The following is a 20072-nucleotide window of genomic DNA, read 5'->3' on the forward strand; positions in this document are numbered from 1 at the left end:
GAACATCAACGCGGGGATTTTTTCCGGTTTTAGCCAAAACCGGTCATTTATCGCGGGGGAGGTCACAGTTTACTGCTGTAAGAGGCAGTAAAAGCGGAAACTGCGTGTTTAAAGGGAGGGGGCAGCGGGGGCGGCAAACGCGTGCTGGCGCGGATAGCGCAGTGCCTCAATCATGCGCGAAAAAGCCGCTGTATGCTGCTTACGGCTGGGATAATAGAGATAATAGCCCGCAAAGGGTTCGCTCCAGTCGAGCAGCACACGCTCAAGTGTGCCGCTGGCAAGGTGATCGGCGACGGTATCTTCCGGTAAGCAGGCCAGTCCCAGGCCGGAGAGGGCGGCATCAATGCGTGGCACCAGCGAATTCACAATCAGCTGCCCTTCAACCCGCACGCGTATTTCCCGCTGATCCTTCTTAAATTCCCACGCATATAACCCGCCCATGGTCGGCAGGCGCATATTAATACAGTTGTGCTGCTGCAAATCCTGCGGTATTTGCGGGCGACCATAGCGGGCGAAATAATCCGGTGAACCGACCACCGCCATACTCCAGTCAGGCCCGATACGCACTGCGATCATATCTTTCGCCACCTGCTCACCTAAACGCACTCCGGCATCGTAGCGGCCGCTGACAATATCCGTCAGGGTATTATCGACGGTGATTTCCACATTCACATCGGGGTACTGGTGCAGAAACGGTTGCAGGGCAGGCCAGATGGTGGATTGCGCCGCGTGCTCTCCGGCCGTCAGTCGAATATTACCGGCGGGTTTGTCGCGCATTTCTGTAATGGCGATCAGCTCAGACTCTATTTCTGTCAAACGCGGGCCAATGGAATTAATCAAGCGCTCACCGGCTTCGGTGGGGGCCACACTGCGAGTGGTGCGCGTGAGCAAGCGCAGGGCAAGTCGCTCTTCCAGCGCCCGAATTGAGTGGCTGAGCGCCGACTGAGAGACCCCGAGTTTCGCGGCCGCTTTGGTGAAACTGCGTTCGCGCGCCACCACCATCAGGGAAATAAGATCGTTGAAATTATCTTTTAACACGCGATTCCTCGGCACATCTCAGGGGGAAGGCAGGCAGTGTAGCGCCTGACGGCATTCACGGGTAGGGGGCTTGTGTTCAGGTCGGGCGGGGCTGACCGGAGAAGGTCAGCCATCAAAGTCAGCCATTAGCGCTGATACTGCGCCTCACTCACATGCTCCAGCCAGTCGACCGCTTTACCGTCCTGCGCCTCAGCAATCGCAATATGCGTCATGGTGGTATCCGCTCCTGCACCGTGCCAGTGCTTCACACCCGGGTGGATCCAGACGATATCCCCGGTGGTAATCGCCTGTGCTTCCTTATCCCACTCCTGCACCCAGCCCTGGCCTGCGGTGACAATCAGCGTTTGCCCCAGCGGGTGAGTGTGCCACGCCGTGCGCGCCCCGGCGGAAAACGTCACGGTCGCACCGCCCACGCGGGCCGGTTCAGTGGCACTGAATGGCGCATTAATCTCGACCTTACCGGTGAAATAGTCAGCCGGGCCAGCTGCTGCAGGTTTACTGCCGTGTTTAATAATCTCGATCATCATTTTTCCTCTACATTGATATCTGTCCATCATAGGGGATTATCGCCATACGATTGATAACGTCTGGTGTATAGAAGTGATGAAAAAAATTCATAAATACGTGTTCTGGAAATTCGCACGGCATTTTTTGGACCTGTTTACGCGCCTGAGCTGTTTTTTTGAGACGGTTGAAGGTGATCTGCGTCACATTTATCGGCAAAAAACAGCGTTCGTTCAGAGACGCATCAGCAGAGGCGAAAACCGATATTTTCTGTTTTTCATCAGTCTGTTAAGTCAAATTAAAGCAGCTTTTCACTTTTGGTGTAAGGAATATGTAAGGAAGAATGTCTAATTATGCCTATTGTTACCGTAAATGATAATGATAATAATCGCATTCGCATTCCCACTGGTGCCCTTTGGCACATTTAACCTGCATCAATGCGGGTTTTCCTCCAGGTAAAAAGGATCGTGAGATGAAAGTCAGGGCGCTATGTTCGCTGATGCCGTTATTAATGGCAGGGCCACTTTATGCTGAAGAAACAGCCGATAGCGGGGGAGATATGGTGGTCAGCGCCAGCCGTACCGCCAGTGAGAAGAAAGATTCCCCGCAGGTCATCACCATCATTACCCAACAGCAGATTGAACAGCAGCGGCAGATCACCTCTGATACCTCACAGATTTTAAGCAACCTGTTACCGTCGTTTTCCCCCAGCCGTCAGAAAATGAGCGGCAGCGGCGAAACCCTGCGCGGCCGCATCCCGCTGGTGATGATTGATGGTATTCCCCAGTCGAACCCGCTGCGTCCTACCGGGCGCGAAATGCACACCATTGATGCCTCAATGATCGAACGCATTGAGGTGATCCACGGTGCCAACGCCAGCAACGGCATCGGCGCCGCGGGTGGGGTGATTAACCTGATCACCAAACGGCCGGAGCCGGGTACCTTTAATCAGCATTTTGGCGTGGAGGCCTCGTCTCCGACTTCGCAGCTCAAAGGCGACACCATGGGGTACAAAACCACCTATGGCGTTGACGGGCGCGAAGATTATCTCGATTACCTGTTCTCGGTAAGCTATGAAGATCAGGGGCTGTATCTGGATGGCAATAACCGCCCGGTGGGAGTGGATAACACCCAGGGCGATCTGATGAACTCCCGCGCTTATGATCTGTTAGGCAAAGTCGGTTACTGGCTGGATGACGATCAGCGCATTCAGCTCAGCGCCAGCTACTACCAGCTCAAAGGCAAAAATGATTATCTCAGCGTCACCGGCGACCGCGAACGCGGCATCCCGACCACCTCGATCAAGGGCACGCCGGAAGGCGAAGCGCCACATAATGAGGTCTGGAGCACGGCGATAACCTACGACAACTACAATCTGGCCGGTATGAAACTGTCGGCGCTGGCGTATTACCAGCAGTATGAAGCCCTGTTCGGATCAACGCTGTCCGGCTCCTTCCAGGATGCCAACATTGCCCCGGTGGGCACCCTGTACGATCAGTCGCGCGCGGTCACCACCAAGTACGGCACCAAAATGGCGCTGACCAAAGACGATATCTGGGACGACTACCTGAAAGTCACCCTGGGCTTCGATACGCTGTTCGACCAGTCGAAGCAGGATCTGTGGGGCACGCATCGCACCTATGTACCGGAAATTAAATACACCGATCTGTCGCCGTTTGTGCAGCTTGAAGTCGCCCCCGTGGACTCACTCAAACTGTCCGGTGGCGTGCGCTATGAATATGCACGCCTGGATATCGACAGCTACCAGACCATCGCCAGCGCCAACAGTGTGACGGTCGGCGGCGGGAAACCGAGTTTCGATAAAACGCTGTATAACGTTGGCGCGGTATGGACGCCCGTTGAGCCACTCAGCCTGTTTGCCAACTACTCTCAGGGCTTTGCCATGCCGGATGTCGGCCGTGTGCTGCGCGGCATTAACCAGCCGGGGATGAGTGCAGGGACCTTCCTGAACCTGCAACCGATTGTGACCGAGAATACCGAATACGGTTTCCGTATCGATCAGCAGCCGTTTGATTTTGAACTGAGCTACTACCAGTCCCGCTCAAAGCTGGGTAGCCGTGTTGACCGCGTGGGGGATGTCTACGTAACGCGCCGTGAGAAAACCGAAATCGACGGCTTCGAAGGCACCCTGGGTTATGCGGTCAATGATGATCACCGCCTGAAACTCAGCTATTCGCATATGCGCGGCCGCTATGACAGTGATGAAAACGGTAGCCTGGATGCCAAACTCGATGGTCTGAATGTTTCACCGGACCGCATTATTGCCAGCTGGTCGGCGAACTGGACGCCGCAGTGGAGCTCCTTTATTCAGGCCAACTGGGCGTTAAGCCGCGAGTTTGATGAAGAGGATAAAGACTTCAGCGGTTACGCGCTGGTGGATGCCGCCGTAGGCTATAAACTGCCGCGTGGACGGGTCAACCTGGCAATCTCTAACCTGTTTGATAAGCAGTACATCACCTATTATTCGCAGAGTGCCCTGGTGGAGCCGGACCGCTACTTCTCCGGCCGTGGCCGTACGGTGACGCTGGGATACAACGTTGATTTCTGATGTCACCCATAATGACCGCCGCAGGGTGCTGCGACTAGGCCTTGGCATATTGGCCGCCAGTGCGCTGTTGCCGCTCAGGGCGCAGGGCACCGCATCCTTGCGCGTGATCACCCTGTTTCAGGGGGCGACCGATGCCCTCGTGGCGCTGGGGATTACCCCCTGCGCCGTGGTGGATTCCTGGAGTGAAAAGCCCACCTACCGCTATCTGCGCACGGCATTAAACGGTGTGCCGCACGTCGGGCTGGAAACCCAGCCCAGCCTTGAAGATATCGTGCTGCTGCGGCCAGATGTGATTATTGCCTCGCGCTTTCGCCACCAGGCGATCGCGCCGCTGCTGAAGCAGATCGCGCCGCTGGTGATGCTCGATAACGTCTACGAATTTAAGCAGACCGTTGAGGCGGTGGGCCGGGCGGTCAATCGTCAGCAGATAGCTGCCGCGTTGCTACTCCGCTGGCAACAGCGCGTTAATCGCCTGCGTCAGTTACTGGAACAGCACTATGCAGCACGCTGGCCGCTGACGGTCTCCGTGCTGGATATCCGTGCGGACCATCTGCGTAGCTATCTGCCGCAGAGTTTTCCCGGCATGATCCTCAGCGAACTCGGCTTTCACTGGAATGAGGCCGCACGCCAGGCAACAGGTGTGTCGATCAAACTCAGCGGCCGCGAAAGCCTGCCGGTGGTCAATGCCGATCTGTTTTTTGTCATGCTGCACGCGGAAAAGTCCGTGGTGCGGGATAACTACCGTGCGCTGGTCAGTCATCCACTCTGGAAACAGATGCAGGCGCCGCAACACCACCAGGTGTGGCAGGTGGACAGCGTGACCTGGGTACTCTCCGGCGGGATTATCGCCGCGAATGCGGTGCTGGAAGATATCGAACGCCTGCTGATTGTGGGGCAGCCAACATGACGCCAGCGATAAAACTGTGCATCCTGGCGCTGCTGCTCCTGATGGCCGTGTTGCTCAGCCTGATGGCCGGGGCCAACTGGATATCACTGCCGCAGGTGCTGGCGGCGCTGACCCGGCACGATAGTATGAACCTCCAGCATATTCTGGTGACCACCTCCCGATTGCCGCGTACGCTGATGGCGCTGGCCGTGGGGGCCAGTCTGGCCGTTGCGGGCGCGCTGATGCAGGCGCTGACGCGCAACCCACTGGCGTCACCTGGCCTGTTCGGCATCAATGCCGGAGCCACCTTCTGTATTATCCTGTGCAGCGCCGTATTCTCACTGGCTTCCCTCAACGCGTTGGTCTGGTGCGCCTTTGCCGGCGCTGCCGTGGCGGGAACGCTGGTGTGGCTGATCGGTACGGCCGGGCGTGGACGTCTTAATCCGCTGCGCATTGTGCTGGCCGGGGCATCGATCACCGCGTTGTTTACCGCTTTTAGCCAGGCGATGCTGGTGATCGACCAGCAGGGGCTGGATACGCTGCTGTTCTGGCTGGCCGGATCGCTCAGTGAGCGTGAACTGGCTGCTGCATGGCCGATCCTGACGCTCAGCGCTGTTGGGCTGGCGGTGACGCTCCTGTTTGCCGGGCAGGTGAACGTGCTGAATGCCGGGGACGATATAGCCACCGCGCTGGGCCAGCGTGCCGGGCCTGTTCGCCTGCTGCTGGCGGGGCTGATTGTGCTGCTGGCAGGGAGCGCCGTGGCGCTGGCCGGCAGCATTGGTTTTATCGGCCTGGTGGTGCCGCATATGGTACGCAAAGGCCTCTCCATCGATCATCGCTGGCTGTTGCCAGGCTGCGCGCTGGGAGGCGGATTACTGTTGCTGTTGGCCGATATCCTGGCCCGCGTGGTGATCCTGCCCCAGGAGGTGCCGGTGGGGGTGATGACCGCGCTGTTTGGTGCGCCTTTCTTTATCTGGCTGGCGCGGCGTGGAGGGCGCTATGGATAAAATTATCGCGCTACGCTGGGGCGCTTTTTCACGCCAGATCAATCTGAACACCGTGTCACGACTGTTGCTGGCGTTGGGTATTCTGCTGCTGGTGATGCTGCTGTCGCTGACGCAGGGAAAAGTGACAATGTCACCCACAACCGTGTTGCGCTTGCTGTTTAGCGATGACTCCGGCGGGCTGACATTTATTGTGCAGCAGCTCCGCCTGCCGCGCATCGTACTGGCGGGGCTGGTGGGTGGGGCACTGGCGGTATCGGGTCTGATCCTGCAAAACATTATTCGCAATCCGTTAGCCTCGCCCGATCTCCTGGGGATCACCAGCGGTGCCGGGACGGCCGCCGTGATCTACCTGGCCTTCTTCAGTATGACGCTGGGCGACAGTCTGTTGCCGCTGGCGGTTATTGCGGGTGCCGGGCTGGCCACCGCCAGCGTCTGGCTGCTGGCCTGGAAGCAGGGGGCATCACCGCTGCGACTGGTGCTGATCGGCGTGGGTGTGTCGGCGCTGCTCGGGGCGGTGACCACGCTGATCCTGGTGTTCAGCCCGCTGACCACCACGCTATCGGCCTACGTCTGGCTGACCGGCAGCGTATACGGTGCCACCTGGTCGCAGGCCGTTGCCCTGGCGCAGTGGCTGCTGGCGATCCTGCCCTTATTGATCTGGCTGGCCCGTCAGGTAATGGTGCAACAGCTGGATGAGGGGCTGGCAGGCGGCATTGGCGTGCGCGTGCAGTGGCAGCGCGGCGGGCTGTTACTGGTGAGCGTGGCGCTGGCGGGCGTGGCGATTGCCTGGGGCGGGGCGATGGCGTTTGTCGGGCTGATTGCCCCGCATATCGGCAAGCGTCTGGTTGCCGCCGGATTTGCCGGGCAGGCGCTGATGAGTGCGATGGTCGGTGCCATGGTGCTGATACTGGCCGATCTGATCGGCCGCGTGCTGTTTCTGCCCGCCGATCTGCCTGCCGGGATTTTTGTCGCGGTACTCGGCACACCGTTCTTTTTAACTCTGCTGATCACCCAACGTCACTAAGGAAGCTGAACTATGACGGCCATTGCCGCCCGCGATCTGACCCTGAGTTACCATAATCAGACCATTATTGACGGTCTGGATATTGACCTGCCGCAGGGGAAAATCACGGTGCTGATCGGCAGCAACGGCAGCGGAAAAAGCACGTTGCTGCGATCATTCGCGCGCCTTCTGAAGCCGCAGTCCGGATCGGTCCGCGTCAACGGTCAGGATATTCAGCAGCAGTCGACCGTTGCGGTGGCCCGTGAGCTGGCGATCCTGCCGCAGAACCCGGTAGCCCCGGAAGGCATTAACGTGCGCCAGCTGGTGAGCCTGGGGCGTTACCCCTGGCAGAACTGGTTGCAGCAGTGGTCAGCCCGGGATGAAGCCGAGGTTAATGCCGCTCTGCACGCTACCCATGTTGCGGGGCTGGCCGATCGCCCGGTTGAGGCGCTGTCGGGTGGGCAGCGCCAGCGGGTGTGGATTGCCATGACGCTGGCTCAGGGCACCGATATTTTGCTGCTGGATGAGCCGACGACCTTTCTTGATGTTGCCCACCAGATTGAGGTGCTGGATCTGCTGCGTGACCTGAATCGCCAGCAGAATAAAACGATTGTGATGGTACTCCACGACCTCAATCTGGCCTGTCGTTATGCAGACCATCTGGTCGCTGTGCATCAGCGCGGCGTGGTGGCGGCAGGGGCGCCGCAGGCGATCCTCAGTGAAGCGTTGGTAAAAAACGTGTTTGACCTGAACTGCCGCATTATCGATGATCCATTCTACGGTACACCGCTGGTGATCCCGCTCAGTAAAGAACATGGCTAGCGGGGTAAAGGCCGGTTATTCCGCTTTAGCGAGTAAGGCAATTCTGAGCTGTTGAAGCAGGATTTCAGGCTGCCCGGATGCCAGCTTTTCGCTCATCCCTTCAATATGCAGATGCGCATAGCCGTGAACCGTGCACCAGGCAAGATCGGTTCTGATGGCGAGAAGAGATTCGCTCAGCGGCACATTGTGTTCTGCCAGATAGGATGCCTGCAGGGCAGAGCGCAGTAATTCTAACGCCTGAGTGCTTTCATCAAGGAGTTTCTGTGAAGCGCCCTCACTGGCTTTCATCCGGGTCATGACGCGAAAAAGCCCGGGGTGATTGACGGCAAATCGAATATAGCCCACCCCGGCATTCAACAGAGCATCATCCGCCCGATGCTGTGCAGGTTCGCGCATGTGCCGGGTTAAGCGGTGATAGCCTTCTGCTGCCAGTTCATGAAGCAGGCCCGTCATATTGCCAAAATGGTGAGCAGGTGCGGCATGTGACACGTCTGCTTTTCGTGCACATGCGCGCAGAGAGAGCATCTCAACGCCTTCCTTTTCAACAATCTCCAGTGCGGCATTCATCAGGGTGGTGCGTAAATCACCGTGGTGGTATGCCTTCTTCGCCTTCGATAACGTCATCATTACCCCCTGGTCAGTAGGATGCCATTTAATCAGAATATCTTGACAGTGACAAGATAGAGTGTAAATTTCATCTTGTCGCCGACAAGATTAAGGCTTTATCTCAGCCGTTTTATTCCATCCTTTGATAGGATCTATCTGATGAACACTCTTTTTTTTATTAACTTACATAAAGCTCTGGTCATACCCGTGATTATTTTTCTGATGTGGTTTTACCAGAATGATTCAATGACCGCGTATATTTATCTGGCATTGCACGGAACCTATTCAGTCTTATGGCTGGTGAAGGAAGCGACGTTTCCCGATCAGCGTTTTGCCAGGCAGATCCCTCCTGCATGGGCAGGATGGTTATTCATTTTTGTCCCTCTGGCGGCTTATTATGCCACGCCGTATCTGCTCATCAGCCGTCATGTTATCGCGCCACCGTGGCTGGTTTGCCTGGTGTTGGCACTCTACATTACGGGTATTTATTTACACTATGTCAGTGATGCACAGAAGTTTTATACGTTAAAATTAAAGAAAGGGTTAATTACAGAGGGGTTATTCGCCTACAGCCGGAATCCAAACTATCTGGGTGAGATTTTTATTTATCTGTCGTTCTCATTACTGGCAATGCACGGGTTACCTTTTATCGTCCTGGCAGGATGGTGCATTTTCTTTATCAGGAATATGCGACTCAAGGATCGTTCATTATCACGTTATCCAGAATTTGAACAATACCGCCAACGCAGCCGTTTACTCTAAGTCAGCCCTCCAGAAAGGTTACTTTGTGTTCTGGCACGCCTGCACGCAGCGTTGCAATGCGCCGCTACAGCCACTGTTTTTATCCCGATCGCAGCGGCTGTTCTGCACATAGCAGCTTTGCTGGCAGGCGCTGTTGTCACGGGCGGCAATAGCGTGGGTGCCGGGAGTGAGCAGGGCAACCAGTAACGCAATAAAGAGTGGCATGATGTGACTCCGTTGGGGTTTTACTCTCAGCGTAATCCACGTATGCCATTACGGAAAGAGGGCTATGCATAAAGGCAGATACCACGCATGTTTGCTCGTCGGAACCATAACAAAATGGGCCAATCTGTGCGTGATGGTCTGCACACTGACTCAGGTCAACGGCAGGTGTTGCTGACATCATTGGCAACCGGGCTAAGGCCAGCTTGGTGCTCGCGGTGGTTTTTAAACCACGACGGCGATCTCCTGTGGGATTGACATCTTTCCGGTGGGTCGGTGTTAAGAAAACGCCTGATATAGTGGTAGGATGGGACTGGCGGCTATCAGCGAGAAGCGAACACAAGGATGGATAGAAACAGTTATGTTGGATAATGATTTTTGATATTTCTCAGGCGCAGCGCTGAGCTATTTTTCCAAAACATTTTTTTCGCCATTTTATGTATATTCTTTTTATCTTTAGAGGTTGTAATGCTGAAAGTCATTGCCGAAGATTTTATAAAACCTGATGGGGTTGAAAAAGTTATGCCTTTGTACCGTGAGCTAATATCGGCCACAAAAAAGGAACCTCTTTGCATCGCTTATGATCTGTATATCGATGAAAAGGATCCGGGGCATTTCATTTTTATAGAGGAATGGCCGGATCGTGCAGCGCTTGAATTGCACTGTGCAAGTGAGCATTTCAGACGGATTGTGCCATTAATTGACCAACATAAGCGCAAAGATGCTCAATACATTCTGATGAATTGCCACGTAACCCACATATTTTATAAAGTCTATACTATCAATGTGTTATGCCGAATTAGTAACACATCTTTTCAACTATTGTCCTGTGCCGCCCCTCTCTTTTTGATGTGAGATTATGTCTACTCCCGGCACAAAGCTGCCCACCATTATGTCATCAGCAATGATTCTGCCTGCAACCAGTGCTCAAAATCGTGCAATGCAGATTCATTGACTGCGGTTTCAACCGATTTGACTAAACAAAATGTCTTTCTCAGTTGTTCTGATTGCGGCCAGGGCGCAACAAGCGACCCGCTGTTAAGCTCTTTTTCGATATAGATGCGAGGCACCATGGCGACCCCTTGTCCTGCTAATACAGCCGCTATCGCCATTTCATGAAGGTCATAGCGGACACCCTGAGCCGGGTTATCAAGGACGATCCCGCTTTGCCCGGCATAATGAGGCCACGCTTCCGGATTCTGCCGTCGGTGAATCCGGGGCAGAGTATTCAACTGACTAAAGATATCCTCGTCTGTTAACAGGTCGGGATGGCACGCCGGCACCAGTTTCTCCTCAAAGAGAACGTTCATACGCATGCCTGCCCATGCCGGATGCTCAAAATGAATGGCTGCGTCAAAGCCACTCCCGGTGAGAATGAAGGGATCGGTTCTGGCCGCGATATTCAAGGTGATGTCCGGGTATAAAGACTGGAAGCCACTGAGGCGGGGGATAAGCCAGCGGCTGCAAAACGTCGGCAGGACGGCAATTTCCAGCGTTCTGCTGCCTTCGGGCATTCCCATAACGTACTGAGTATCGCGTTCGAGCCGTTCCAGTATTTGCCGCACGTGATGGGCATAGCGAGCCCCCACTGGATTGAGCTTTACCCGGGTTCCCGTACGGTCAAACAGTCTGCAATCGAGCAGAGACTCCAGGCGGGCAATCTGACGGCTGATGGCGCCTTCCGTTAATGACAATTCCTCTGCGGCCCGCGCAAAATTACCGTGCCTGGCGGCGGCCTCAAATGCCTGAAGTGAAGCACTGCTGGGAATTTTTCTGCGCATGAATATGACCTTCTCCAAAAAGGGTGATGAACTGTCAGTGATATAATGTCACTAATGGTTGAGTAAATATCGATTTATTACCGAACTGGCGGCTTGTAGGATGAGTAAAAGTCACTAAGCAGGCTAATGAGCACCTGTTATTTATTCATGCCGAGGTCACTATGAGCAATCCGTCATTACCATGCCGTCAGATTGGGGATTTTTGGGTGACAGCCCTCAGCGATGGCACGATGTCAGCGAGCCTGGAGTTACTGTCAGGTATTGAGACCGCAGAAGCGGCGGCTATTCAGCATAACGCCCGGATCGCTGAACCCGGCAATATCCATATCAACGGGTACCTTATTCAGGGCAGGGGACGGACCCTCCTGGTCGATGCTGGTGCGGGAGGTCTGAACAACGTCGGCGGGCAGCTTAAAGAGACGCTTGCTACTGCTGGCGTCAGCCCCGATGACGTGGATACCGTATTACTGACGCACGGTCATCCTGACCATATTGGGGGTCTGTTGGATGCTGAAGGGCAACCGGTATTTAATCAGGCAGAACTTCATCTCCATCCGCTTGAAGCGAGATACTGGCAGGATGATGAAAAACGAAAAATGGCGAATGAACGTGGGCAGCGCAATTTTGATCTGGCCCGCCGAACGTTAGACGCCTATGCCCGTAAAGTGCGCCTGATTGGTAAGGGCGAGGTGGCTGAGGGCATTCTTCCGGAATGGTTGCCGGGTCACACGCCAGGGCATACGGGTTTTCGCATCACTTCAGGCGATGAATGCTTATTGATTTGGGGAGACATCGTCCATTTCCCCCATATCCAGTCAGCACGCCCCGACGTTTCAATTGTCTTTGACTGTGACCCCCTTCAGGCCAGAGAAACACGGGAAAAAATCATGGCTCAGGCGGTAAGAGAAAATCTGCTTATCGCCGGAATGCACTTAGACAGTACGGGATTTGCCAGGGTGTTTAAGGCGGGTGAGGGATACCGTATTGCCTGACCGGAAAATGAATGGGGGGTCACTCTCATCGTGTCTCCCCTCTATTCATGCCAGCAGCGACTGCCAAAATTAAGGCGACAGTCGCTAAGCCACAGGCCAGCCAGAGTGTATCTGTCAGGGCCAACCTGTCGACGATCTGGCCCCCGCTCCACGACCCCAGCGCAATTCCTGTATTGAAAACCCCGACATAAAGCGCAGCGGCGATCTCCACGGCACGGGGTGCGGCTTTCATCATCCAGGTCATTAGTCCCACCGAAAGCCCACCGTAAGCCAGCCCCCAGAAGATGAGGACACTGCTACCCCCTGTGACCGATTGCCCGGCGACAATGAACAGTAACGGCGTTAACACCAGCCCTGTCGCAATCGCAGTCAGGGTGAATGCCGTATAGCGCGCTGCGGTGATACCTGCCAGAAAATTACCGCCAATACCGGCGATACCGTAGGCCAACAAGATGGCACCTATCCACTGGGTATCAAATCCTGACACTGAGATCAGTAGTGGGCGTACAAAGGTAAAGGCCACGAAATGGCTTGTTACGAGTAATAACGTCAGGAACAGACCGGTTTGTATTTTGCGGTTGCCAAGCAGGGCGATGAAATGGCTAAGGTTAGCCGAACCCGTAACGGGCAACGCCGGAATGACCGCAAGATGGAATGCCAGCACCAGTGCGCTGAAAATGGCCATGATGCCAAATGCCCAGCGCCAGCCGATGATATCGCCAATAAATGCCCCCAGGGGCACGCCCAATACTGATGCAGCAGCAACACCGCCGAAGATAATGGAGGTGGCCAGGCCAATCGCCTTCTCCGGGACCAGACGCGAGGCAAGCCCGCCGGCGATTGCCCATATTCCCCCCATGCAGAAGCCAACCAGCATCCGGGCTGCGAGCATGACGATCAGGTCAGGGGCCAGCGCGGAGGCAAGGTTTGCCACAACCAGCAATGCCAGCAGGCCACACAGTATCCATCGGCGATCTATTCCACCCGATGCAATGACGACGAATGGCGCGAACAAAGCGGCCAGCAGTGCTGGCAGGGAAATCATCAGACCTGCGCTTCCTGTCGTAATGCTGAGTGTGCCGGCAATGGATGTCAGCAACCCCACCGGCAGCATTTCTGTTGTGACAACAGAGAACGTCGCCAGACCGACCGCGATCACTGCCGTCCAGGTGTGGCGAACAGAGTCCATGGTAGAAAATGTATTCATCATTCAGATCCTAAAGAATGCACCGAACTCAGGCGCGATTATCCTGCTTGTGCAGGGTTAAATGACTTAACAGTGCCATGAGCAGTACAAGGACTCCGGCACCTACGGCGACGTAGAATCCAGCGGGTGATCCACTGTTATCAACCACCTGACCCGCGAGGGCGGCGCCCAGCGCAACGCCCACATTCAGCCCGGCCAGCAGCCAGGTCATGCCTTCTGTTAACTGACTTTCAGAAACCTGACGTTCAACGAGCGACATGGCCACGATCAGGGTTGGGGCGAAAAAGAGGCCCGCCACCAGGACGGCGGCCGCCAGCGCGGTAAGATGGGTGACCAGTATCAGTGGGACAGTGGTTGTTGCAGTGGCCAGCCCGCCCAGCCACAACAGCCGATGGAGGGGGGTTTTCAGCTTGAGTGAGCCATACAGCAACCCGGACACACACGAACCCACGGCATAGGCTGATAACACCAGGCTGGCCGCCGCCGGGTGCCCCAGCGCTTCGGCCCAGGCGACACTCACGATATCAATCGTGCCGACGATAACGCCCATCGCCACCATCAGCAGCGCCAACAGCCGCACGCTGGTCATCCGGATGACCGAACCTGAGCCCGTTTTGCAGCAGGAGACCGCCATGATCGGAGGTTCCGTTCCGCGCTGTATCACCAGTGCAAACACGCCTGAAAACAGCAACAGTGCCGTGAGCAGCAGACCCGCCTGGGGAAACAGCGCGATGGAAAGGCCAATCGAGAGGGGCGGGCCAACAATAAACGTCAGCTCATCGAGCACCGTTTCAAGCGAATAGGCTGTCTGCAAACGCGGCTGGCCCCGGTACAGCGCCGTCCAGCGTGCCCGTACCATGGCCGATATACTGGGCATAAACCCCGCCAGAAATGCACCAAAAAACAGAGCCCAGCTGGCTACACTCCACAAGGAACAGGCGATGAGGAGAACAAAACCCGCGACACTGATAGCCGTAGCCGCAGGCAAAACGCGGTGCTGCCCATAGCGATCCACGTATCTTGAGATCTGCGGTGACAGCAGGGCGTAGGTCAGAACAAAGGTCGCGGAAATGGCTCCCGCCAGCGCATAGCCTCCGTACTGCTGCGAAAATAGCGTGATAATTCCGATGCCGGCCATCGGCAACGGGATGCGCGCTAACAGGCCCGCAACGGCAAAATGTGCCGTGCCAGAGGCAGTAAAAAGGTCTCGATACAGATTAGCCATCATCATCTCCGGTAGCATTTGCTTGCCACAACGAGGTGACACAGCGACAATACATACAACGCGTATGAATCCAATCCTATATTCATACGGGGTGTTTGTAAATAATCATTCATGTCGTATGTAAGGAGTAAATTATGGTTCGCCGCACCCGTGCTGAGATGGAAGAGACAAGAGCCACATTGTTAGCCACTGCCCGAAGGGTTTTTTGTGAATATGGCTACGCTGATACCTCAATGGATGATCTGACTGCGCAGGCAGGGTTGACCCGTGGCGCGCTTTATCATCACTTTGGTGACAAGAAAGGATTGCTGGTGGCAGTGGTGGAGCAGATTGATGATGAGATGGATCAGCGTCTGCACGCGATTTCCACTCATGCCAATGATCCGTGGGAGGGCTTTTGCAACCGCTGTCGGGCTTACCTTGAGATGGCGCTGGAACCTGAATTTCAGCGCATTGTGCTGCGTGATGCCAAAGCGGTGCTGGGCGGTTCTTCACCTGAATCGCAGCGTCATTGCGTGGAATCCATGCGCGGCCTGATTCGCAATCTGATTCAGCAAGGTGTCGTAGACGACGTCGACCCTGAGGGACTGGCTTCGCTGATTTACGGTAGCCTGGCAGAAGCGGCATTCTGGATTGCCGAGGGTGATGAGAGCAATACGCGGCTGACACAAGGCATTACCGCGCTGAACCTGCTACTTCGTGGATTGCGACGGGCGGGCTGAGAGCATGCTGGCACGCGCGGGTAGGGGGGATGCTACGGGAAAACTTTGCTGACGCTAAGCAAGCATGGCGCACAGGGTTCAGGAATAACGCTGTAGCGCCACAGTAGGGCATCGAGAAAATCAGGAACTTTTCTTAATATCACCTTTACCATTTATTGCTTAGCTGGCGAAACGATAAGATCATTGACGATGACGTTCAGGGGCGGGACGAATACCCGCCATCAATGTTTATCAATGATTCGCTTCTGGCCAGTCGGTGTAGCCCTTCGCGCCACCGCCGTAATAGGCTTCTTTCGGCGCGATGGTCAGTTCGGCACCATAACGCAGGCGCTTCACCAGGTCCGGGTTGGAAATAAACAGGCGGCCGAAGGCGACGGCATCAATGATCCCGGCATGACGACGACTGATGGCCATCTCCAGGTCATAGTTGTTGTTACCGATGAACGGGCCGTCGAACTGGGCGCTCAGCGCATCCATATCCACATCAACAGGTACTTCACGCGAGGTTGCCGTTGCCCCCTCAACAAAGTGCAGATACGCCAGATTAAAGCGATTCAGCTGCTGGATCAGATAGCCATACATCGCCATCACGTTACTGTCCGGTGGCGTGTTACCCGCATCAGGGGTCACCGGTGACAGGCGGATGCCAACGCGCTCATTGCCCCAGATGTTGACGATAGCTTTCGTCACTTCCAGCGTCAGACGGGCACGGTTTTCAATTGAGCCGCCCCAGGCATCGGTACGGTGGTTAGTGGAATCGCGCAGGAACTGATCGAGCAGGTAACTGTTGGCAGAGTGCACTTCAACACCGTCAAACCCGGCGCGCAGGGCGTTTTCTGCCGCATGCTTGTACTGCTCGATAATGCCGGGAATTTCGTCTGTTTCGAGCGCGCGCGGCGTGGAAACCGGAACAAAGCCGTTAACGGTGTAGGTCTGACCTTCAGCTTTGATGGCCGACGGGGCCACCGGACGTTGCCCATCAGGCTGTAGCTCAACGCTGGAGAAACGGCCCACATGCCAGAGCTGGCAGACAATTTTTCCGCCTTCAGCATGAACGGCATCGGTGACTTTCTTCCAGCCTGCAACCTGTTCTTCACTCCAGATCCCAGGCGTAGCCGCATAGCCACGGCCCTGAGCAGAGATGTTGGTCGCTTCTGAAATAATCAGGCCAGCGCTGGCACGCTGCGCATAGTAAGTCGCATGCAGTTCATCAGGAATACCCTCTTCGCCATAACGGCTGCGGGTTACCGGCGCCATGACAATACGATTCGACAGCTGAAGTTTCCCCATGGCAACGGGTGAAAATAAATCGGTACGGGTGGTGTTATCAGTCATAAATACTCCAAGTAGTTGACCAGTCGTCTAGTTAATTGGTAAAAAAAATGCGGCTATCTGAGCAGCCGCTTGGTCGCATTCATTGCTTTGTCGAATGACGTATCCGGGTCGTGAATTTTTGCCATTAGTGAAGCACCCAGCCAGAGCTGGTAGAGCTCTTCAGCGAGATCTTCTGCATCATCATCACCAGATAATGAGCCATCCTGCTGGCCCTGAAGAATGCATGCCGAAATTCTCGCCACGATGTCGAGGGTTCCTCTCGCCAGTACACTTCGCATGCTGTCATATTGGTCGCACACTTCTGCGCCAAGCTTAACGACAAGGCACTTACTTTCCGGCAGGTCGGCACCCTGTGTCGTTTTCCAGAAGGAAAAATAACGCAGCAGCCGCTCGCGGGCGAGTTCGGCACCACGCAGTTGTTCATCCACCTGAATAAGGTAGTTGCTGAAATAGTGCTCTAACAGCGCCTGAGCAAACTCTTCCTTGGACTGGAAGTAGTAATAAAACGATCCTTTGGGGATCCCGGCGGCTTTAACAATTTCAGCCAGGCCGACGGCGCTGTAGCCTTTGTGAGTAATCAGCGTTCTGGCCACATCAATGATGTGCTGACGCACGTTAGTCGCTTGTTTTTTCATAGTACGGTTACTGTAAATTAAAAACTGACCAGTCGTCTAGTTTTGTGAGTAGCATTTTGTGCGATCATCTTTTGTTAGCCGGCAGCAGCCCGGTGGCATACTGTCCGGTTGTTTTGAGGCTCCGCAGCGTCGCGCCGTCTTTAGCTTCAATTGACATCCCTTCCAGCAATGTGTTGAGAACGGTCGCCAGCGCGGCGGTATTGGTGTCTGCCGGCAGCTGCTTTTCCCGTACAGCCCTGGTGAGTCGCTTATCGAAGAGATCTTTGCCTTCCTGCCTGAGCACGCTGACCGCCTTAACAACATCGGCGGACTCCTGCGAAACATTGATGGCCGCAAGCACCACCATGCAACCACACGGCGCGGAGGGTGACAGCAGAATATCGGCCGATTCACTGAAGAAATTATCAATGGCCTGGTGAATATTCTCTACCTCTTCAAGCCGTTCCCAGGTCGCTTTCCAGTAAACCTTTTCGTAATAGCTCACGGCTTCCATAAACAGTTTCGCTTTGTTACCGAAGGCGGAGTAGAGGCTGGGCGGATTGATCTCCATCGCTTCGCATAGCTCGGCGACCGATGCTGGCTCAAATCCTTTTCGCCAGAAGATATCCAGTGCGCGGAGCAGGGCTTTATCACGATCAAAACTTCTCGGTCTGCCCTTGGGCTTTCCGCTGGCTGTGTTTACACCTGGCGTTTTCATTTCTGGGTTCTCAATCTATTGCTTGACACTTTGCATAGTGATCACTATACAATAATAACATTACTTAGTGGGCACTACAAAAAGAGGGCCGGCACGTGAACGTCACCGTGCTGATTCTGGTGCTCCTTTATCTGCTGCAGCGATGCATCAGGCAAAAGACGGGTATCTGAACGGATACCCGGTTTATCACTACGGAGAAAGAAGATGAGCGAAATAACTTACGTGCAGGATTACAACGCCATTGTGGCTGTACTTAATCAGTACAACGAAGGCGGTAAACAGGCTAAGAGCGAGATCATGAAGCCCGCCTTTAGTGAACAGGCCACCATTTTTGGCGCTGATGGTGACGGTAACCTCACCGGTGGCCCCATTCAGGGGTTGTTCGACGTTATTGACCGCGATTTCCGTCCCTCTCCTGAGGCGAAGGCCGCTATCGTACGCGTGGATATCGTCGGAACCGCAGCCAGCGCACGCATTGATACCGATGACATTTCAGGCTTTCGCTTCACCGACTTTTTCAATCTCCTGAAGGTGAATGGCAGCTGGACCGTGGTCAGCAAGATTTACCACACCCACGTCGCACCCTGATATCGATTCCATCAAGCATCACTGATGCAGCCTGCAAGCACTACCGGACTCGTCGGTAGCCATGTGCTGAAGCTGGCACTGGCCAGCTCAGCCTTACGTACGGTGAGCCTGACTCCGCTGACGGGAAAAGAGGAAACGGTGATCGTGTGGCAGGCCAGTTTTGAAGCCCGCTCGCGCGATGAAACGCAAAAGATGGAAGACGTCGTTATGCATCTCATCATGTCAGGGCATAACAGCCTGGCCGATTATCTACAGCAACAGTGAATCCTGAGGAGACCGTCTGAAAATGAACGATTACATCCAGCCTGTTGAACTGGCAAAGGCATATCGTCTGATTAATCATGGCCCGACAACGCTGGTTTCGGCGCAGCATGACGGAACGGAAAATGTCATGGCTGCGTCATGGGTTTGTGCGCTGGATTATGGGCCTGCGCGATTGACCGTTGTCCTTGATAAGGCGACCTTCACCCGCGCGCTGATTGAGCAGAGCGGGCACTTTATGATTCAGGTACCGATCGCATCACAGGCTCCGCTGGTACATCATCTGGGCTCACAATCCCTGTTCAGCGATAAGGACAAACTGGCCCGTTCAGGCGTGACGCTTTTTCACCTTCCTGACGTAGATGCGCCACTGGTTGCAGGGTGCGCCGCCTGGCTTTACTGCGAGCTTATCCCCGAAGAGCATAACCAGCAGGCCTATGATTTGTTTATTGGCGAAATCAAGGCTGCGTGGGCTGACACGCGCATTTTCAGGGACGGACACTGGCAGTTTGAGCACGCCTCTTCAGACTGGCGAAGCCTGCACTACATCGCCGGCGGACATTTCTACACCACCGGCGAGGTGCTTGAGGTGCCGGATGTACCCTCAGATACCCCAGGCGCCCCTCAGGGCTGAAAATGCATGTGATATCCGTCACAACTTACCTCTCTTCTGGCCACGCGGTTCATGCATGGCCAAAGAATACGTTTTTCGATGCGGGTGATGTTCCGCCTAAAGTAGAGTATTCGTTGAGTGAGGAAGGTCGTGAGCTCAATTATTTGTTTTCCACTCTGTCCCAGTCAATTAATAACTGTTTCATAATCATTAAATATTTTCATCAACAGGACCCTTGGTATTTCCTTTGCAGAGATTCTGAAACGAGTGCTCAGGCGCGAGGCAATCACAGCGGATGTAAGTTTGTTACCGTTATAGGCGATGGTCATCTGCTTGCCGATGTTCTGTCGGGTCAGGATCGATAATTTCTTCCCACATTCATCGGTGAATTTCATGATTATATTCTCATTATCCACTTCATCCGTCTCAACATATTGAATGGACTCTACACATCCAGAGTCGAAGGAAGTATTTTCCCCTGAGACCGAAAAATCAAAATCTCCTTTTGCTGCAACCGATGTCAATGGGATGAGTGCTACGATTAACAACGCCCCAGATTTGATATACATTCTCATCTCCTTGTTTTGGTAAAGATTATACATGAATCCTTATGAAACA

At 54.7% G+C, this 20072-nt stretch carries 22 protein-coding genes and 1 pseudogene; 12 read left to right on the forward strand and 11 right to left on the reverse strand.

Annotated elements, in window-relative coordinates:
- Window positions 1-108 precede the first annotated feature (108 nt).
- The gene (locus HHI26_RS01580) at window positions 109-1038 is read right to left on the reverse strand and encodes a LysR family transcriptional regulator (RefSeq protein WP_133842009.1); all 930 of its coding nucleotides are present in this window, start codon (window positions 1036-1038) and stop codon (window positions 109-111) included.
- 125 nt (window positions 1039-1163) lie between these two features.
- Window positions 1164-1559 carry a cupin domain-containing protein gene (locus tag HHI26_RS01585; RefSeq protein WP_197931322.1) on the reverse strand — a complete coding sequence of 132 codons (396 nt, stop codon included), beginning with the start codon at window positions 1557-1559 and terminating at the stop codon, window positions 1164-1166.
- Between the two features lie 455 nt (window positions 1560-2014).
- Here HHI26_RS01585 and HHI26_RS01590 point away from each other — a divergent pair, with 455 nt between their 5' ends.
- Genes HHI26_RS01590 through HHI26_RS01610 form a run of 5 tightly spaced genes read left to right on the forward strand, consistent with a single transcriptional unit; the run spans window position 2015 to window position 7829 of the window.
- Window positions 2015-4111, forward strand: a complete 2097-nt coding sequence (locus HHI26_RS01590; RefSeq protein WP_171148449.1) for a TonB-dependent receptor — start codon at window positions 2015-2017, stop codon at window positions 4109-4111.
- Window positions 4101-5018 carry an iron-siderophore ABC transporter substrate-binding protein gene (locus HHI26_RS01595; protein WP_171148450.1) on the forward strand — a complete coding sequence of 306 codons (918 nt, stop codon included), beginning with the start codon at window positions 4101-4103 and terminating at the stop codon, window positions 5016-5018. Before HHI26_RS01590 ends, HHI26_RS01595 begins: the two co-directional genes overlap by 11 nt.
- The gene (locus HHI26_RS01600) at window positions 5015-6004 is read left to right on the forward strand and encodes an iron ABC transporter permease (protein ID WP_159336623.1); all 990 of its coding nucleotides are present in this window, start codon (window positions 5015-5017) and stop codon (window positions 6002-6004) included. Before HHI26_RS01595 ends, HHI26_RS01600 begins: the two co-directional genes overlap by 4 nt.
- Window positions 5997-7028 (forward strand): iron ABC transporter permease, encoded by a 1032-nt coding sequence (locus tag HHI26_RS01605; protein ID WP_171148451.1) that lies wholly within the window; start codon window positions 5997-5999, stop codon window positions 7026-7028. The genes HHI26_RS01600 and HHI26_RS01605 overlap by 8 nt, the downstream gene beginning before the upstream one ends.
- Before the next feature lie 12 nt (window positions 7029-7040).
- Window positions 7041-7829, forward strand: coding sequence for an ABC transporter ATP-binding protein (locus tag HHI26_RS01610; protein WP_171148452.1), 789 nt, complete (start codon window positions 7041-7043; stop codon window positions 7827-7829).
- Between the two features lie 15 nt (window positions 7830-7844).
- On the opposite strand, the gene HHI26_RS01615 is transcribed toward HHI26_RS01610, so the two are convergent.
- The gene (locus HHI26_RS01615; protein WP_171148453.1) at window positions 7845-8456 is read right to left on the reverse strand and encodes a TetR/AcrR family transcriptional regulator; all 612 of its coding nucleotides are present in this window, start codon (window positions 8454-8456) and stop codon (window positions 7845-7847) included.
- Window positions 8457-8594: 138 nt separating this feature from the next.
- Between HHI26_RS01615 and HHI26_RS01620 the strand changes: the two genes are divergently transcribed.
- Complete coding sequence (locus HHI26_RS01620; RefSeq protein WP_171148454.1) at window positions 8595-9197, forward strand: DUF1295 domain-containing protein; 603 nt, start codon at window positions 8595-8597, stop codon at window positions 9195-9197.
- An 18-nt stretch (window positions 9198-9215) separates the two neighbouring features.
- Here HHI26_RS01620 and HHI26_RS01625 read toward each other — a convergent pair whose 3' ends face one another.
- Window positions 9216-9401 (reverse strand): hypothetical protein, encoded by a 186-nt coding sequence (locus HHI26_RS01625; RefSeq protein ID WP_171148455.1) that lies wholly within the window; start codon window positions 9399-9401, stop codon window positions 9216-9218.
- Window positions 9402-9866: 465 nt separating this feature from the next.
- Here HHI26_RS01625 and HHI26_RS01630 point away from each other — a divergent pair.
- A pseudogene (locus tag HHI26_RS01630) lies at window positions 9867-10142 on the forward strand (putative quinol monooxygenase); the annotation flags it as partial.
- 146 nt (window positions 10143-10288) lie between these two features.
- Here the strand turns inward: HHI26_RS01630 and HHI26_RS01635 are convergent.
- Complete coding sequence (locus HHI26_RS01635) at window positions 10289-11179, reverse strand: LysR substrate-binding domain-containing protein (protein ID WP_133842014.1); 891 nt, start codon at window positions 11177-11179, stop codon at window positions 10289-10291.
- Window positions 11180-11340: 161 nt separating this feature from the next.
- Between HHI26_RS01635 and HHI26_RS01640 the strand changes: the two genes are divergently transcribed.
- Complete coding sequence (locus tag HHI26_RS01640; RefSeq protein ID WP_167864915.1) at window positions 11341-12171, forward strand: MBL fold metallo-hydrolase; 831 nt, start codon at window positions 11341-11343, stop codon at window positions 12169-12171.
- A gap of 25 nt (window positions 12172-12196) precedes the next feature.
- On the opposite strand, the gene HHI26_RS01645 is transcribed toward HHI26_RS01640, so the two are convergent.
- Together HHI26_RS01645 and HHI26_RS01650 are read right to left on the reverse strand one after the other, a co-directional pair.
- Complete coding sequence (locus tag HHI26_RS01645) at window positions 12197-13378, reverse strand: MFS transporter (protein ID WP_159336726.1); 1182 nt, start codon at window positions 13376-13378, stop codon at window positions 12197-12199.
- A 28-nt stretch (window positions 13379-13406) separates the two neighbouring features.
- Complete coding sequence (locus HHI26_RS01650) at window positions 13407-14603, reverse strand: MFS transporter (RefSeq protein ID WP_171148457.1); 1197 nt, start codon at window positions 14601-14603, stop codon at window positions 13407-13409.
- A 134-nt stretch (window positions 14604-14737) separates the two neighbouring features.
- Here HHI26_RS01650 and HHI26_RS01655 point away from each other — a divergent pair, with 134 nt between their 5' ends.
- Window positions 14738-15325, forward strand: a complete 588-nt coding sequence (locus HHI26_RS01655) for a TetR/AcrR family transcriptional regulator (protein ID WP_133842017.1) — start codon at window positions 14738-14740, stop codon at window positions 15323-15325.
- Window positions 15326-15556: 231 nt separating this feature from the next.
- On the opposite strand, the gene HHI26_RS01660 is transcribed toward HHI26_RS01655, so the two are convergent.
- The 3 genes from HHI26_RS01660 to HHI26_RS01670 form a co-directional block, all read right to left on the reverse strand.
- Window positions 15557-16660: an alkene reductase gene (locus tag HHI26_RS01660; RefSeq protein WP_171148458.1), complete on the reverse strand. Its 1104-nt coding sequence runs from the start codon at window positions 16658-16660 to the stop codon at window positions 15557-15559.
- A gap of 53 nt (window positions 16661-16713) precedes the next feature.
- Window positions 16714-17295, reverse strand: coding sequence for a TetR/AcrR family transcriptional regulator (locus HHI26_RS01665; RefSeq protein WP_171148459.1), 582 nt, complete (start codon window positions 17293-17295; stop codon window positions 16714-16716).
- Between the two features lie 64 nt (window positions 17296-17359).
- Window positions 17360-17992: a TetR/AcrR family transcriptional regulator gene (locus HHI26_RS01670; RefSeq protein ID WP_171148460.1), complete on the reverse strand. Its 633-nt coding sequence runs from the start codon at window positions 17990-17992 to the stop codon at window positions 17360-17362.
- A 204-nt stretch (window positions 17993-18196) separates the two neighbouring features.
- On the opposite strand from HHI26_RS01670, the gene HHI26_RS01675 reads away from it, so the two are divergent.
- Genes HHI26_RS01675 through HHI26_RS01685 form a run of 3 tightly spaced genes read left to right on the forward strand, consistent with a single transcriptional unit; the run spans window position 18197 to window position 19475 of the window.
- On the forward strand, window positions 18197-18580 hold the full coding sequence (locus HHI26_RS01675; protein ID WP_171148461.1) for a nuclear transport factor 2 family protein: 384 nt from the start codon (window positions 18197-18199) through the stop codon (window positions 18578-18580).
- 24 nt (window positions 18581-18604) lie between these two features.
- Entirely contained in the window at window positions 18605-18844 is a 240-nt protein-coding gene (locus HHI26_RS01680; RefSeq protein ID WP_171148462.1) for a hypothetical protein, read from the forward strand.
- A gap of 22 nt (window positions 18845-18866) precedes the next feature.
- Entirely contained in the window at window positions 18867-19475 is a 609-nt protein-coding gene (locus HHI26_RS01685) for a flavin reductase family protein (RefSeq protein WP_171148463.1), read from the forward strand.
- A gap of 164 nt (window positions 19476-19639) precedes the next feature.
- On the opposite strand, the gene HHI26_RS01690 is transcribed toward HHI26_RS01685, so the two are convergent.
- Window positions 19640-20023: an Insecticidal toxin complex protein tccz gene (locus HHI26_RS01690; RefSeq protein ID WP_171148464.1), complete on the reverse strand. Its 384-nt coding sequence runs from the start codon at window positions 20021-20023 to the stop codon at window positions 19640-19642.
- Window positions 20024-20072: the final 49 nt, after the last annotated feature.

The organism is Erwinia sp. JH02, assembly GCF_013074405.1.
In the GTDB taxonomy this organism is placed as follows: Bacteria; Pseudomonadota; Gammaproteobacteria; order Enterobacterales; family Enterobacteriaceae; genus Erwinia; species Erwinia rhapontici.

Coding starts and splice junctions, on each gene's coding strand:
- HHI26_RS01590 (WP_171148449.1), top strand. CDS start 2,015: ATGAAAGTCAGGGCGCTATGTTCGCTGATGCCGTTATTAATGGCAGGG.
- HHI26_RS01600 (WP_159336623.1), top strand. CDS start 5,015: ATGACGCCAGCGATAAAACTGTGCATCCTGGCGCTGCTGCTCCTGATG.
- HHI26_RS01605 (WP_171148451.1), top strand. CDS start 5,997: ATGGATAAAATTATCGCGCTACGCTGGGGCGCTTTTTCACGCCAGATC.
- HHI26_RS01610 (WP_171148452.1), top strand. CDS start 7,041: ATGACGGCCATTGCCGCCCGCGATCTGACCCTGAGTTACCATAATCAG.
- HHI26_RS01615 (WP_171148453.1), bottom strand. CDS start 8,456: ATGATGACGTTATCGAAGGCGAAGAAGGCATACCACCACGGTGATTTA.
- HHI26_RS01620 (WP_171148454.1), top strand. CDS start 8,595: ATGAACACTCTTTTTTTTATTAACTTACATAAAGCTCTGGTCATACCC.
- HHI26_RS01625 (WP_171148455.1), bottom strand. CDS start 9,401: ATGCCACTCTTTATTGCGTTACTGGTTGCCCTGCTCACTCCCGGCACC.
- HHI26_RS01635 (WP_133842014.1), bottom strand. CDS start 11,179: ATGCGCAGAAAAATTCCCAGCAGTGCTTCACTTCAGGCATTTGAGGCC.
- HHI26_RS01640 (WP_167864915.1), top strand. CDS start 11,341: ATGAGCAATCCGTCATTACCATGCCGTCAGATTGGGGATTTTTGGGTG.
- HHI26_RS01645 (WP_159336726.1), bottom strand. CDS start 13,378: ATGAATACATTTTCTACCATGGACTCTGTTCGCCACACCTGGACGGCA.
- HHI26_RS01650 (WP_171148457.1), bottom strand. CDS start 14,603: ATGGCTAATCTGTATCGAGACCTTTTTACTGCCTCTGGCACGGCACAT.
- HHI26_RS01655 (WP_133842017.1), top strand. CDS start 14,738: ATGGTTCGCCGCACCCGTGCTGAGATGGAAGAGACAAGAGCCACATTG.
- HHI26_RS01660 (WP_171148458.1), bottom strand. CDS start 16,660: ATGACTGATAACACCACCCGTACCGATTTATTTTCACCCGTTGCCATG.
- HHI26_RS01665 (WP_171148459.1), bottom strand. CDS start 17,295: ATGAAAAAACAAGCGACTAACGTGCGTCAGCACATCATTGATGTGGCC.
- HHI26_RS01670 (WP_171148460.1), bottom strand. CDS start 17,992: ATGAAAACGCCAGGTGTAAACACAGCCAGCGGAAAGCCCAAGGGCAGA.
- HHI26_RS01675 (WP_171148461.1), top strand. CDS start 18,197: ATGAGCGAAATAACTTACGTGCAGGATTACAACGCCATTGTGGCTGTA.
- HHI26_RS01680 (WP_171148462.1), top strand. CDS start 18,605: ATGCAGCCTGCAAGCACTACCGGACTCGTCGGTAGCCATGTGCTGAAG.
- HHI26_RS01685 (WP_171148463.1), top strand. CDS start 18,867: ATGAACGATTACATCCAGCCTGTTGAACTGGCAAAGGCATATCGTCTG.
- HHI26_RS01690 (WP_171148464.1), bottom strand. CDS start 20,023: ATGTATATCAAATCTGGGGCGTTGTTAATCGTAGCACTCATCCCATTG.